Source organism: Streptomyces sp. NPDC029139, from assembly GCF_055564335.1.
The window spans coordinates 427,523-440,350 of record NZ_JBVHWN010000002.1 but is presented as its reverse complement, the minus strand read 5'-3'; the positions used below and the strand labels follow the sequence as shown (position 1 = coordinate 440,350).

The 12,828-nt window shown below is 71.5% G+C and carries 12 protein-coding genes; 7 read left to right on the top strand and 5 right to left on the bottom strand.

Features of this window, described 5'->3' with window-relative positions; genetic code table 11:
• Positions 1-29 precede the first annotated feature (29 nt).
• Positions 30-1,235 carry a bifunctional adenosylcobinamide kinase/adenosylcobinamide-phosphate guanylyltransferase gene (locus ACZ4VW_RS06120; RefSeq protein ID WP_467958905.1) on the bottom strand — a complete coding sequence of 402 codons (1,206 nt, stop codon included), beginning with the start codon at positions 1,233-1,235 and terminating at the stop codon, positions 30-32.
• Between the two features lie 91 nt (positions 1,236-1,326).
• Here ACZ4VW_RS06120 and ACZ4VW_RS06115 point away from each other — a divergent pair, with 91 nt between their 5' ends.
• Positions 1,327-1,530: a hypothetical protein gene (locus tag ACZ4VW_RS06115; RefSeq protein ID WP_385156756.1), complete on the top strand. Its 204-nt coding sequence runs from the start codon at positions 1,327-1,329 to the stop codon at positions 1,528-1,530.
• Between the two features lie 75 nt (positions 1,531-1,605).
• Here ACZ4VW_RS06115 and ACZ4VW_RS06110 read toward each other — a convergent pair whose 3' ends face one another.
• The 3 genes from ACZ4VW_RS06110 to ACZ4VW_RS06100 form a co-directional block, all read right to left on the bottom strand.
• Positions 1,606-2,664 carry a S1C family serine protease gene (locus ACZ4VW_RS06110; RefSeq protein WP_467958902.1) on the bottom strand — a complete coding sequence of 353 codons (1,059 nt, stop codon included), beginning with the start codon at positions 2,662-2,664 and terminating at the stop codon, positions 1,606-1,608.
• A gap of 132 nt (positions 2,665-2,796) precedes the next feature.
• Positions 2,797-3,573 carry a class I SAM-dependent methyltransferase gene (locus ACZ4VW_RS06105; protein ID WP_467959581.1) on the bottom strand — a complete coding sequence of 259 codons (777 nt, stop codon included), beginning with the start codon at positions 3,571-3,573 and terminating at the stop codon, positions 2,797-2,799.
• A 38-nt stretch (positions 3,574-3,611) separates the two neighbouring features.
• Positions 3,612-4,208 (bottom strand): DUF3043 domain-containing protein, encoded by a 597-nt coding sequence (locus tag ACZ4VW_RS06100; protein ID WP_467958900.1) that lies wholly within the window; start codon positions 4,206-4,208, stop codon positions 3,612-3,614.
• Positions 4,209-4,477: 269 nt separating this feature from the next.
• Between ACZ4VW_RS06100 and ACZ4VW_RS06095 the strand changes: the two genes are divergently transcribed.
• The 5 genes from ACZ4VW_RS06095 (at position 4,478) to ACZ4VW_RS06075 (ending at position 10,891) form a co-directional block, all read left to right on the top strand.
• Positions 4,478-5,278 carry a PspA/IM30 family protein gene (locus ACZ4VW_RS06095; protein ID WP_467958898.1) on the top strand — a complete coding sequence of 267 codons (801 nt, stop codon included), beginning with the start codon at positions 4,478-4,480 and terminating at the stop codon, positions 5,276-5,278.
• Between the two features lie 12 nt (positions 5,279-5,290).
• Complete coding sequence (gene pspAA, locus ACZ4VW_RS06090; RefSeq protein WP_467958896.1) at positions 5,291-5,569, top strand: PspA-associated protein PspAA; 279 nt, start codon at positions 5,291-5,293, stop codon at positions 5,567-5,569.
• Between the two features lie 83 nt (positions 5,570-5,652).
• Positions 5,653-6,888 (top strand): sensor histidine kinase, encoded by a 1,236-nt coding sequence (locus ACZ4VW_RS06085; RefSeq protein ID WP_467958894.1) that lies wholly within the window; start codon positions 5,653-5,655, stop codon positions 6,886-6,888.
• Positions 6,885-7,577 carry a response regulator gene (locus tag ACZ4VW_RS06080; protein ID WP_467958892.1) on the top strand — a complete coding sequence of 231 codons (693 nt, stop codon included), beginning with the start codon at positions 6,885-6,887 and terminating at the stop codon, positions 7,575-7,577. The genes ACZ4VW_RS06085 and ACZ4VW_RS06080 overlap by 4 nt, the downstream gene beginning before the upstream one ends.
• Positions 7,578-7,735: 158 nt before the next feature.
• Entirely contained in the window at positions 7,736-10,891 is a 3,156-nt protein-coding gene (locus ACZ4VW_RS06075; protein ID WP_467958890.1) for an efflux RND transporter permease subunit, read from the top strand.
• 72 nt (positions 10,892-10,963) lie between these two features.
• On the opposite strand, the gene nadA is transcribed toward ACZ4VW_RS06075, so the two are convergent.
• Positions 10,964-12,154, bottom strand: a complete 1,191-nt coding sequence (gene nadA / locus ACZ4VW_RS06070; RefSeq protein ID WP_467958888.1) for a quinolinate synthase NadA — start codon at positions 12,152-12,154, stop codon at positions 10,964-10,966.
• 260 nt (positions 12,155-12,414) lie between these two features.
• Here nadA and ACZ4VW_RS06065 point away from each other — a divergent pair, with 260 nt between their 5' ends.
• Positions 12,415-12,771, top strand: a complete 357-nt coding sequence (locus ACZ4VW_RS06065) for a HesB/IscA family protein (RefSeq protein ID WP_018848827.1) — start codon at positions 12,415-12,417, stop codon at positions 12,769-12,771.
• The last annotated feature ends 57 nt before the right edge of the window (positions 12,772-12,828 follow it).

Below are 12,828 nucleotides of genomic sequence, written 5' to 3'. Positions count from 1 at the left end.
GACGTCGGCGATGGCCAGGTGATCGCACCCTACCCGCGCAGCACCAGAGCCTGTCCCGCGACGACGAGGAGCACCTGCTCGCACTCGTCCCCGAAGGCCGCGTTCAGCCGGCCCAGCTCGTCCCGGAAGCGCCGCCCCGCCGCGGTGGCGGGCACGACCCCCGAGCCCACCTCGTTGGTGACGGCGACGACCGTACGGGACGTGGTCCGCACCGCCGCCACCAGCTCCGTGATCCGTTCCCGCAGCGCCGCCTGGGCACCGTTCGCCCACCGCTCGTCGTCCCAGGCGCCCACCTGGTCCATGGCGTCCGTCAGCCACAGCGACAGACAGTCGATCAGCAGCGCGGGGCCGTCCGGCTCCCGGAGGAGCGGTTCAAGATCACAGGTCTCGGCCGTGCGCCAGGAACCCGGCCGCCGGTCCCGGTGCAGGGCCACCCGCTGCGCCCACTCCGGGTCGCCCTCCCGGACCCCGCCGGTCGCCACGTACAGCACCTCGGGGAAGGTCTCCAGGCGCCGCTCGGCCTCCACCGACTTGCCCGACCGTGCCCCGCCGGTCACCAGCGTGCGACGCGGGACGTCCGGCACGGCGTGGTATTCGCCCACGTACAGGGTCGTGCCGTCCGGCACCGTCCGCGCCCCTGCCGCCGCGAGCCGGCGGTCCAGCTCCGGGCCGTTCGGCACGTCGTGGTCGAGGTGGACGGCGAGCACGTCGGTGCTCGCGGCGACCGCCCCGGCCGCCCGCAGCCGCGCCAGCGCGTCCGGCCGGCCCGTGACGTCCGCGAGGACCATGTCGTACGGACGGCGGTGGTCGTCGGACAGCCCGGCGGGGGAGCCGCCCGGCGGCAGGTAGAGCAGCCGCTCGCCCTCCGGCGAGGTCACCTCGTAACCCGTGCCGGGGGAGTCCATCGGCACGGCCCGCACCCGGTGCCCGCTGATCAGCGTCAACTCCCGGCCGTCCGGCACCCGCCCCGCCGACGGCAGCCCGGCCGGCACCTCCACGGCGGGCCCGCCGTGCGGATGGGTCAGCAGCACCTGCCGTACGCCGACCAGCGAATGCCCGGAGCGGGCGGCCGCCAGCGCGGCGCCCGGTGTCAGGTCGAGCAGCAGCGCCTCGTCCACGAGGAGCGCGGTGGCGGCCCGCGCCCGGTCACCGCGGGAGGTCGCGCACACGGCGCAGGGGCAGTCGGGGCGGGGGAGCCCGAGGGGGGCGCCGGTGCCCAGCAGAGTCAGTTCCACGCATTGATCCTCCCGCGTCACCGCGAGGGGTGCGCGCCCGGCTACGCTGCGGGCAGGAAACCGATCATCCGGTGAGCCTCAGGAGGCGGACATGGCATGGACGTGGCGGTTCGAGAAGTCCGACGGCACGGAGACCGCTCCCGCGGTGGAGCCGGAGGAGTGGACGACCCAGGGCGACGCCGAATCCTGGATCGGTGAGGTCTGGAAGGACCTGCTGGAGGGCGGCGCCGACCAGGCCACCCTCTTCGAGGACGACACCAAGATCTACACGATGTCCCTGAACGCGGAGGCGTAGGACGTCCCGCGGGCGGGGAGACACCCCCGCCCGCGCCGCCCCCCGCCGCACCCGACGCCCGCCCCTCGCGTCGCGCTACATCTCGCCCAGGGTGACCTCCGCCGTGCCCGCGCGGCCCGCCCGCTCGTACGTCACCGTCACCCTGTCCCCCGGCCGCATCGCCGCCAGCGCCTCCGAGAGCGACGTGATGGTCGTGATCTCCGCGTCGCCGAGCCGGGTGATCACGTCCCCCGCCCTCAGGCCGGCACGGCCCGCCGCCCCGTCCGCCGGTGCCTCGACCACCGCGACCCCGGCCGGTTCGTAGGCGTCGTCGAGCACCGTGCGGCCCGTGATGTCGAGGGCCGCCCGGCCCGAGTCCGTCACCCTGCCGTCCTTGATGATCTGGTCGGCGACCGTCCGCACCATCGAGGACGGGATCGCGAAGCCGATCCCCGGCGCCGAGCCGCCGCCCAGCTCCGGATTCGTGGCCGCCAGGGTCGGGATGCCGATGACCTCGCGGTCCAGGTTCACCAGCGCGCCCCCGCTGTTGCCGGGGTTGATCGCGGCCGAGGTCTGGATCATGTTCGCGATGGTCGCCCCCGTACCGCCGCCCCCGCGGCCCTCGCTGACCGTGCGGCCGGTCGCCGAGACGATGCCCTGGGTGACGCTGCCCGACAGGCCCAGCGGGGAGCCCATCGCCAGGACGATCTGCCCCATGTCGGCCTTCGACGAGTCGCCGAACCTGGCCGGTCTCAGACCGTCAGGCACGGAGTTCAGCCGGATGACGGCCAGGTCCTGCTCGGGGTAGGCGGCGACCAGCCTCGCCGCCATCGGATCCTTGCCCGTCGCCGCCGTGACCCGGAAGGTCCGCTGCTCCCCGACCACATGGGCGTTGGTGACGATGTGCCCCTTGCCGTCGTAGACGACCCCCGAGCCGAGGCTGTTCCTGGCGTCGATCTGGACGACGGACGGCAGGACGTCCCTGATGACGGCCCGGTAGTCGTCCTGGAGCTCGTTGGCGGCGAGCGGCGCGGCGGCCTGTGTGGACCTCTTTGCCCCCGGCGCCGGGCCGGGGGAGCAGCCACCGGCCAGGGCGACCGCGCAGGCGCCGGCGGTCAGCGCGAGGAGGAGGCGTCGGGCCCGGGATACGTCCATGTCCGGAGTATCACGTTCGTCCGCTCCGTACGGCTCGATGGGCACGGCCGACCAGGGGCACGGGGCCGGGGGGCGTGGACCGGGGTACGGGCAGCCGCGGGCCCGCACGTGCCCCGATGGGTCCGCGGGGTGTCAGCCCCGGACGCCGCACAGGTGCAGCAGCGCCGCCACCCGGCGGTACGGCTCCGTCCGCCCGGCGCGGTCCTCGGCGGCGAGCAGCCGCTCCAGCTCCTCGGCGGCCGGCAGGCCCACGTCGCCCGCCACCCCGTCGGTGAAGACCCGCACGCCGTACCAGGCGTGCAACGGCGCGGCGATCCCGGCCAGCGTCGACGTCAGCGCGTCGAGCCGGTCGGCCCGCACCTTGATCCCGTTGTGGTCGGTGTACGTGTCCGCGTCGAAGCCGGTCAGCGCGCCCGACCAGTCCCCGGCCAGCCCCGGCCGCATGGCCAGCGCGTCCGCGTTCCGTACGACCAGGGAGAGCAGACCGCCGGGCGCCAGCATCCGGGCGAGGCCCGCGAGCAGGGCGTCCGGCTCGTCCGCGTACATCAGGACGCCGTGGCAGAGCACGACGTCGAAGCTTCCGGGCAGGAAGTGGACGCCGGTCTCACGGCCGTCGCCCTCGATCAGCCGGACCCGCTCGCGGATCCCGGCCGGTTCGGTGGCCAGCGACTCCCGGGCGGCCTTGAGCAGCTCGGGATCGGCCTCCAGCCCGGTCACGGTGTGACCGGCCCGGGCCAGCCGCAGCGCCTGGGTGCCCTGGCCCATGCCGGCGTCCAGGATCCGCAGCCGCTGCCCCACCGGGTAGCGGGCGGCTATCTGCTCGTCGAGCTGGCGCGCGACGAGCTCCTGGCGGACGGTCTCGCGCAGCCCGCCGTACCCGCTCGGCCAGGGGGAGGCGGCGGGAAGCAGCTGACCGCCGATCGTGCCGGCTCCGGAGCCGTCCGCGCTCAGGGCCGCTCTCCGCGCTTGACCTGCGGCTTCGGCAGCCGCAGTCGGCGCATCTGGAGCGTACGCATCAGGCCGTAGGCCACGGCACCGCGCTTCGGCTCGTTCGGGAAGCGCTCGTTCAGCTGCTTCTTCAGACGGAGCCAGATGCCGATCGAGTCGATGACGATCATGACGATCACGCCGAGCCACAGCAGCAGCGAGATGTTCTGCAGCGCCGGGACGCGGATCATCGACAGGACGAGGATCACCACGGCCATCGGGAGGAAGAACTCCGCGATGGCGAAGCGCGAGTCGACGAAGTCGCGCACGAAGCGGCGGACCGGACCCTTGTCACGGGCCGGCAGGTAACGCTCGTCACCGCTGGCCAGCGCCTCGCGCTGGCGGGCGAGGTCGGTGCGGCGCGCCTCGCGGGCACGCTTGGCGGCCTCCTTGCGGTCGGTCGGCACCGTGGCGGCACGACGGCGTTGCGTCTGGGCCTCACTCCGCTTCGGGGTCGGGCGGCCCTTGGGGGCCTCGGGGTCGCGGGGCTGCTTGGAGAGGTCCGCCGTCACCTTGTCGGTGGGGGCCTTCTCTTCCTTGGAACGGCTACGGAACACAAACCCCAGAGTACGTGGTGGGGGGTGTGGACCCCAGTCCGGCCGGGAACGATCCGGTATCGGCCTGCGTCTGTGGGGGTACGGAGGGACGACACGCACGGTATCCCTGAGGCCCGTCTCCACCCTGGGCCTGACAGAGGCCGTCCGTACTCGTCCTTGGGGAGGAGCACATCCGCCCCCGAACAGTGCGGTAATGGAGTCAGGGACCGTACTGTGGATCCTGTTGGAGTGCTTGAGCCGAGTCCGTCAGAAGGGGGCGCGCGAAGCCCATGAGCGGTGTCATGAAGCGTATGGGGATGATCTTCCGCGCGAAGGCAAACAAGGCCCTCGACCGGGCCGAGGATCCGCGCGAGACCCTCGATTACTCCTACCAGAAGCAGCTGGAGCTCCTGCAGAAGGTCCGGCGGGGCGTCGCCGACGTGGCGACCTCGCGCAAGCGGCTCGAACTGCAGTTGAACCAGCTCCAGGGCCAGTCCTCCAAGCTGGAGGACCAGGGCCGCAAGGCGCTGGCGCTCGGCCGCGAGGACCTGGCGCGCGAGGCGCTGTCCCGGCGGGCGGCGCTGCAGCAGCAGGTGAGCGACCTCGAGGTGCAGCACCAGACGCTGCAGGGCGAGGAGGAGAAGCTGACGCTGGCCGCGCAGCGGCTCCAGGCCAAGGTCGACGCCTTCCGCACGAAGAAGGAGACGATCAAGGCCACCTACACGGCCGCCCAGGCGCAGACCCGGATCGCCGAGTCCTTCTCCGGCATCTCCGAGGAGATGAGCGACGTCGGCGTGGCGATCCAGCGCGCCGAGGACAAGACGGCCCAGCTGCAGGCCCGGGCCGGGGCGATCGACGAACTGCTCGCCTCGGGCGCGCTCGACGACCAGTCGGGTCTGGCCAAGGACGACATCCAGGCGGAGCTGGACCGGCTGTCCGGTGGCACGGACGTCGAGCTGGAGCTCCAGCGGATGAAGGCGGAGCTGGCGGGTGGCCCCTCGGCCTCCACGCAGGCGATCGAGGGCGGCGCCGGTACGGCGACGCCGCAGGACCAGCAGCAGAACTCCCACCCCAGGTTCGACAAGCAGTAAGGACGGCGCGTCATGATCGTGAGGATCATGGGGGAGGGCCAGTGGAAGCTGGCCGACAGTCACTTCGCCGAACTGAACAAGCTGGACGACGAGCTGACGGCCGAGATGGAGTCGGGTGACGGCAGCGGCTTCCGCCGTACGCTCGCCGCCCTGCTCGACGCGGTACGCGCCCTCGGCGAACCGCTCCCCGACGACGCGCTCGAACCCTCCGAACTGATCCTTCCGTCCCCGGACGCGACCCTCGAAGAGGTCCGCGCGATGCTCTCCGAGGACGGTCTGATCCCGGGCTGAGGACTCCGACGACGCCGGCGCCCCGCCCCCCTCAGGGGGAAGCGGGGCGCTGCCGTGTCCGCCACCCCGTACCGTTGCCGGATGTGACCTCCCTCGACAGCGGCTTCGCGCGGGGCCGGTGCTGGCTGCGGGCGCACCCCCTCGCCTTCGACGCCGGCCTCGCCCTCTCCGTACTCGTCTGCATGGTCACCGGCTCCTTCGCCGACCCGCACGGCAGCCCGAACGGCCCCACCTTCGGCGACCGTGTCCCCGACGTCACCAGCGTGCTGCTGATGGTGCTCGGCGCCGCCGCCCTCGTCCTGCGCCGGCGCGAGCCCCTCGGCGTCCTCGCCTTCACCGGCGGTGTCACCCTCCTGGAGCTGATCGCCGACGACCGCCCGGCCCCGGTCGCCATGAGCGCGGTGATCGCGCTCTACACCGTCGCGTCCCGCACCGACCGGCCCACCACCTGGCGCGTCGGACTGCTCACCATGGCGGTCCTGACGGGCGCCGCGATGATCTTCGGGCCCACTCCCTGGTACGCCCAGGAGAACCTCGGCGTCTTCGCCTGGAGCGGTATGGCCGCGGCCGCCGGCGACGCCGTCCGCAGCCGCCGCGCCTTCGTCGACGCCATCCGCGAGCGCGCCGAGCGGGCGGAGCGCACCCGTGACGAGGAGGCCCGGCGCCGGGTCGCCGAGGAACGCCTCCGGATCGCCCGCGACCTCCACGACGTCGTCGCCCACCACATCGCCCTGGTCAACGTCCAGGCCGGGGTGGCGGCGCACGTCATGGACAAGCGCCCCGACCAGGCCAAGGAGGCCCTCGCCCACGTCCGCGAGGCCAGCCGCTCCGCCCTCGACGAACTGCGCGCCACCGTCGGCCTCCTGCGCCAGTCGGGCGACCCCGAGGCGCCCACCGAACCCGCCCCCGGCCTCGCCGTCCTCGACGAACTGCTCGCCACCTTCCGTCACGCCGGCCTCCCCGTCGAACTGGCGCGCGCGGACGACGACGCGAACCTGCCGGCCGCCGTCGACCTCGCCGCGTACCGGATCATCCAGGAGGCGCTGACCAACGTGCGCAAGCACGCGGGTCCCGACGCGAAGGCCGAGGTGAGCGTCGTCCGCGTCGGCCGGACCGTCGAGATCACCGTCCTCGACAACGGCGTACCGCAGCAGGGGACGCCCGCCGACACCGGTGGGCACGGACTGCTCGGCATGCGCGAACGCGTCAGCGCGCTCGGCGGCAGGCTGACGGCGGCACCCCGCTACGGCGGTGGCTTCCGGGTCCAGGCGATACTGCCGGTGACGGCCGCGACGGCCGGTACGGGGGAGGACGCATGACGATCCGGGTGCTGCTCGCCGACGACCAGGCCCTGCTCCGCAGCGCCTTCAAGGTGCTCGTGGACTCCGAGCCCGACATGGAGGTCGTCGCCGAGGCCGCCGACGGGGCCGAGGCCGTCGCCCTCGCCCGGACCACCCGGGCCGACGTCGTCCTGATGGACATCCGGATGCCCGGCACGGACGGGCTCGCCGCCACCCGCATGATCACCGCCGACCCGGAGCTGTCCGCCGTACGGATCGTCATGCTGACCACCTTCGAGGTCGACGAGTACGTCGTGCAGTCGCTCCGCGCCGGTGCCTCCGGCTTCCTCGGCAAAGGGGCGGAACCGGAGGAACTGCTCAACGCCATCCGGATCGCCGCCGCCGGAGAGGCGCTGCTCTCGCCCGCGGCGACCAAAGGGCTGATCGCCACCTTCCTCGCGCAGGGCGGCAGTTCGGACCCGGCGAACGACCAGGACGCACCGGCGTACGCCGAGCGGCTCGGCGCCCTCACCACCCGTGAGCGCGAGGTCCTCGTCCTCGTCGCCGGTGGCCACTCCAACGACGAGATCGCCGAACGTCTCGCGGTCAGCCCTCTCACGGTCAAGACACATGTCAACCGGACCATGGCCAAGCTCGGCGCCCGCGACCGCGCCCAGTTGGTGGTCACGGCGTACGAATCCGGTCTGGTACGCCCAAGGGTGGAGTGAGGGAGTACCCCGGCGTACTCCAGACGCGGTATGCGCGGGACGAGGAATTGGGCCCGGGGGCCGAGGATCCGCGGCCTCCCATGGCTGATCGTGTAGTCGGGCACCCCTGGAACCGTCCCGGAGCCCGCCTGCCGAGCACGCCACAGAAGAGAGACCCCATGTCCTGGCTGTCCAGATTCAGCCTCGCGCAACGGGCCCTGATCGGTCTGATGTCCATCGTCGCCATCGTCTTCGGGGCGATAGCGATACCGCAGCTGAAACAGCAGTTGTTCCCCTCGATCGAGCTGCCCATGGTCTCGGTCCTCGCCCCGTACCAGGGCGCGTCGCCCGACGTGGTCGAGAAGCAGGTCGTCGAACCCCTCGAGAACACCATCAAGGCCGTCGACGGCGTCAAGGGCGTCACCTCCACGGCCTCCGAGGGCAACGCGGTCATCATGGCGAGCTTCGACTACGGGGACGAGGGCACCAAGCAGCTCGTCGCCGACGTTCAGCAGGCCGTGAACCGGGCGCGCGCGATGCTCCCGGACGGCGTCGACCCGCAGGTCGTGGCCGGCTCGACCGACGACATCCCGACCGTCGTCCTCGCCGTCACCTCGGACAAGGACCAGCAGGCACTCGCCGGCCAGCTGGAGCGGACGGTGGTCCCGGCCCTCGAGGACATCGACGGTGTCGGCCAGGTCTCCATCGACGGCGTCCAGGACCTCCAGGTCTCCGTCACCCCCGACGAGAAGAAGCTCGCCGCGGCCGGGCTGAACACCATGCAGCTCGCCGAGGCGATCCGCTCGGGCGGCGGAACCGTACCGGCGGGCTCGTTCTCCGAGGCCGGCAAGAGCCGCACGGTGCAGGTCGGCGGCGGCTTCACCTCGCTCCAGCAGATCCAGGACCTGCGCATCAAGCCGGCGCGGGGCAAGGCCGTCCGCCTCGCCGACGTGGCCGCGGTGAAGCAGGAGGAGTCCTCCCGGGTCTCCATCACCCGTACGAACGGCAAGCCCAGCCTCGCCGTCCTGGCCACCATGGACAACGACGGAAGCGCCGTCGCCATCTCCGACGCGGTCAAGGACAAACTGCCCGGGCTCCGCGAGGACCTCGGCGCGGGTGCCGACCTGACCGTCGTCTCCGACCAGGGCCCGGCCGTCTCCAAGTCGATCTCCGGTCTGACGACCGAGGGCGCGCTCGGCCTCGTCATGGCTGTCCTGGTGATCCTGGTCTTCCTGGCCTCGATCCGCTCGACGCTGGTCACCGCGGTCTCCATCCCGCTCTCGGTCGTCCTGGCCCTGATCGTGCTGTGGACCCGTGACCTCTCGCTCAACGTGCTGACCCTGGGCGCCCTCACGATCGCGATCGGCCGGGTCGTCGACGACTCGATCGTGGTCCTGGAGAACATCAAGCGGCACCTCGGCTACGGCGAGGAGCGTCAGTCGGCGATCCTCACCGCGGTCCGTGAGGTCGCGGGCGCGGTGACCTCCTCCACCCTCACCACGGTCGCGGTCTTCCTCCCGATCGGCCTCGTCGGGGGCATGGTCGGCGAGCTGTTCGGCTCGTTCAGCCTGACGGTCACCGCCGCCCTGCTCGCCTCCCTCCTCGTCTCGCTCACCGTCGTCCCGGTCCTCTCGTACTGGTTCCTGCGCGCGCCCAAGGGCACGTCGGCGGACCCGGACGAGGCCCGGCGCCTCGCGGAGGAGAAGGAGAACAGGAGCCGGCTCCAGCGTCTGTACGTCCCCGTCCTGCGCTTCGCGACCCGCCGCCGCCTCACCAGCGTGGCGATCGCGGTCGTCGTCCTGGTCGGCACCTTCGGCATGGCCCCGCTCCTGAAGACGAACTTCTTCGACCAGGGCGAGCAGGAGGTCATGAGCATCAAGCAGGAGCTGGCCCCGGGCACCAGCCTGGCGGCCGCGGACGAGGCCGCGAAGAAGGTGGAGCAGGTCCTCTCCTCCACCGACGGCGTGAAGGACTACCAGGTCACGGTCGGCTCCTCGGGCTTCATGGCGGCGTTCGGCGGCGGCACGGGGGCCAACCAGGCCTCGTACCAGCTGACGCTGGAGGACTCGGCGTCGTACGAGAAGACCCGCGACGCGATCGACCAGGCGCTCGGCAAGCTCGACGGCATCGGCGACACGACGATCGCGGCGGGCGACGGCTTCGGCAGCCAGGACCTGAGCGTCGTGGTCAAGGCGTCCGACGCCGGCACCCTGAAGAAGGCGGCCGACGCGGTCAAGGCCGAGGTCACGGAGCTCGACGACGTCACCGACGTCCAGAGCGACCTGTCCCAGTCCGTCCCGCGCATCTCCGTCAAGGCCAACGCCAGGGCGGCGGACCTCGGTTTCGACGACACGACGCTCGGCATGGCCGTCGCCCAGGCGGTCCGCGGCACCCCGGCCGGCAAGGCGATCCTCGACGACACCGAGCGGAACGTCGTCCTGACCTCGGCGAACCCGGCCACGACGATGGAGGGGCTCAAGGCGCTGCCGCTCGGCCCGGTCAAGCTCGGCGACATCGCCGAGGTGAAGCTGGTCCCCGGCCCGGTGTCGATGACCCGGATCGACGGCGCCCGCGCGGCGACGATCTCGGCGAAGCCGACCGGTGACAACACCGGCGCGGTGAGCGCCGAGCTCCAGACGAAGATCGACGCGCTGGACCTGCCGGAGGGCGCGACGGCCTCCATCGGCGGAGTCTCCGAGGACCAGTCCGAGGCGTTCGCCAACCTGGGCCTGGCGATGCTCGCGGCGATCGCGATCGTCTTCATGCTCCTGGTGGCGACCTTCAAGTCGCTGGTGCAGCCGCTGATCCTGCTGGTGTCCATCCCGTTCGCGGCGACCGGCGCGATCGGTCTCCTCCTGCTGACGGGGACGGCGATGGGCGTCCCGGCGATGATCGGCATGCTGATGCTGATCGGCATCGTGGTGACCAACGCGATCGTCCTGATCGACCTGATCAACCAGTACCGCGCACAGGGCCTCGGTGTCGTCGAGGCGGTCGTCGAGGGTGGCCGCCACCGTCTGCGCCCGATCCTGATGACGGCGCTGGCGACGATCTTCGCGCTGCTCCCGATGGCGCTCGGCATCACCGGCGAGGGCGGCTTCATCGCCCAGCCGCTGGCGGTCGTGGTGATCGGCGGTCTGATCACCTCCACGCTGCTGACGCTGCTGCTGGTCCCGACGCTCTACGCGATGGTTGAGCTCCGCAAGGAGCGCCGCGCGAAGAAGAGGGCGGCGAAGAAGGCCGAGCGCGACGGCTCGGCGGACAACCCGGAGCAGCCGGACGTGACCCCCGCGGACGCGACCCTGCTGGACAGGCTGGACGCGCTGGACCTCTGACCGCGTTCGGCACGACAGGGGCCCGGCGACACCTCGTGTGCCGCCGGGCCCTCGTGCGGGGGAGCGGGGAAGCTACGGAAGCGCGAGCATGCGCTCCAGAGCCAGCTTCGCGAAGCTCTCCGTCTCCTTGTCGACCTCGATCCGGTTGACCAGGTTGCCCTCGGCCAGCGACTCCAGCGCCCACACCAGGTGCGGCAGGTCGATCCGGTTCATCGTCGAGCAGAAGCAGACGGTCTTGTCGAGGAAGACGATCTCCTTGTCCGGGTGCGCGTTGGCCACGCGGCGGACCAGGTTCAGCTCCGTGCCGATCGCCCACTTCGAGCCGGCCGGGGCCGCCTCCAGCGTCTTGATGATGTACTCGGTCGAGCCGACGTAGTCCGCCGCCGCCACGACCTCGTGCTTGCACTCCGGGTGCACGAGCACGTTCACACCCGGGATCCGCTCGCGCACGTCGTTCACCGAGTCCAGCGAGAACCGGCCGTGCACCGAGCAGTGACCGCGCCAGAGGATCATCTTGGCGTTCTTCAGCTCCTCGACGGTCAGACCGCCGTTGGGCTTGTGCGGGTTGTAGAGGACGCAGTCCTCCAGCGTCATCCCCATCTCACGGACGGCGGTGTTGCGGCCCAGGTGCTGGTCCGGCAGGAAGAGCACCTTCTCGCCCTGCTCGAAGGCCCAGTCCAGGGCGCGCTTGGCGTTCGACGAGGTGCAGATCGTGCCCCCGTGCTTGCCGGTGAAGGCCTTGATGTCGGCCGAGGAGTTCATGTACGAGACGGGTACGACCTGCTCGGCGATCCCGGCCTCGGTCAGCACGTCCCAGCACTCGGCGACCTGCTCGGCGGTGGCCATGTCGGCCATCGAGCAGCCGGCCGCCAGGTCCGGCAGCACGACCTTCTGGTCGTCGGTGGTGAGGATGTCGGCCGACTCGGCCATGAAGTGCACACCGCAGAAGACGATGTACTCGGCCTCCGGGCGGGCCGCCGCGTCGCGTGCGAGCTTGAAGGAGTCGCCCGTGACGTCGGCGAACTGGATGACCTCGTCACGCTGGTAGTGGTGGCCGAGGACGAAGACCTTGTCCCCGAGCTTCTCCTTGGCGGCGCGGGCGCGCTCCACCAGGTCCGGGTCGGAGGGCGACGGAAGGTCGCCGGGGCACTCCACTCCGCGCTCGCTCTTCGGGTCGGCCTCGCGGCCGAGCAGCAGAAGGGCGAGCGGCGTCGGCTGGACGGCGAGCTCCTGACGAGGATGGGCCGTTGTCACGTCACGCACCCTTTCTTTCTGCGAGGATCTGGCGGACGACTTTTCGTCTAAATGACGCTATCTATCATAACCGCTTCACGTCAGTTTGACGATGGCCATAGTGTCGATGTGACGAATTCGCGCTCGCCGGATCGGCGCTGGTCCCTCGGCGGGTGTGCGAGCATGAAAGGGAAAAGACGTGAAGACGCGGCCTCGCCCGGAATGAATCCCGGGCCCCGCCGGTTGCAACCGTCGGCAAGCAGTCTCCGTACAAACCGGGAGAGAAGCAGATGTCCGTATCGGACGAGAAGACCACTGTCAGCGACGGCATCCTCCTGTCTGACGCTGCCGCGGCCAAGGTCAAGGCCCTGCTCGACCAGGAAGGCCGCGACGACCTGGCGCTGCGCGTCGCCGTACAGCCCGGCGGCTGCTCCGGCCTGCGGTACCAGCTCTTCTTCGACGAGCGTTCGCTCGACGGTGACGTCGTCAAGGACTTCGACGGCGTCAAGGTCGTCACCGACCGCATGAGCGCCCCGTACCTGGGCGGCGCCTCCATCGACTTCGTCGACACCATCGAGAAGCAGGGCTTCACGATCGACAACCCGAACGCCACGGGCTCCTGCGCCTGCGGCGACTCGTTCAGCTGAGCCGTCGGTCGTAGGCACGAAGGCGGCCGCCCGGACATCCGGGCGGCCGCCTTCGTG

What these genes read in the sequence shown, in the direction of transcription:
- ACZ4VW_RS06115 (WP_385156756.1), top strand. Translation starts at nt 1,327, where the DNA reads ATGGCATGGACGTGGCGGTTCGAGAAGTCCGACGGCACGGAGACCGCT.
- ACZ4VW_RS06065 (WP_018848827.1), top strand. Translation starts at nt 12,415, where the DNA reads ATGTCCGTATCGGACGAGAAGACCACTGTCAGCGACGGCATCCTCCTG.
- ACZ4VW_RS06110 (WP_467958902.1), bottom strand. Translation starts at nt 2,664, where the DNA reads ATGGACGTATCCCGGGCCCGACGCCTCCTCCTCGCGCTGACCGCCGGC.
- ACZ4VW_RS06095 (WP_467958898.1), top strand. Translation starts at nt 4,478, where the DNA reads ATGAGCGGTGTCATGAAGCGTATGGGGATGATCTTCCGCGCGAAGGCA.
- ACZ4VW_RS06080 (WP_467958892.1), top strand. Translation starts at nt 6,885, where the DNA reads ATGACGATCCGGGTGCTGCTCGCCGACGACCAGGCCCTGCTCCGCAGC.
- ACZ4VW_RS06075 (WP_467958890.1), top strand. Translation starts at nt 7,736, where the DNA reads ATGTCCTGGCTGTCCAGATTCAGCCTCGCGCAACGGGCCCTGATCGGT.
- pspAA (WP_467958896.1), top strand. Translation starts at nt 5,291, where the DNA reads ATGATCGTGAGGATCATGGGGGAGGGCCAGTGGAAGCTGGCCGACAGT.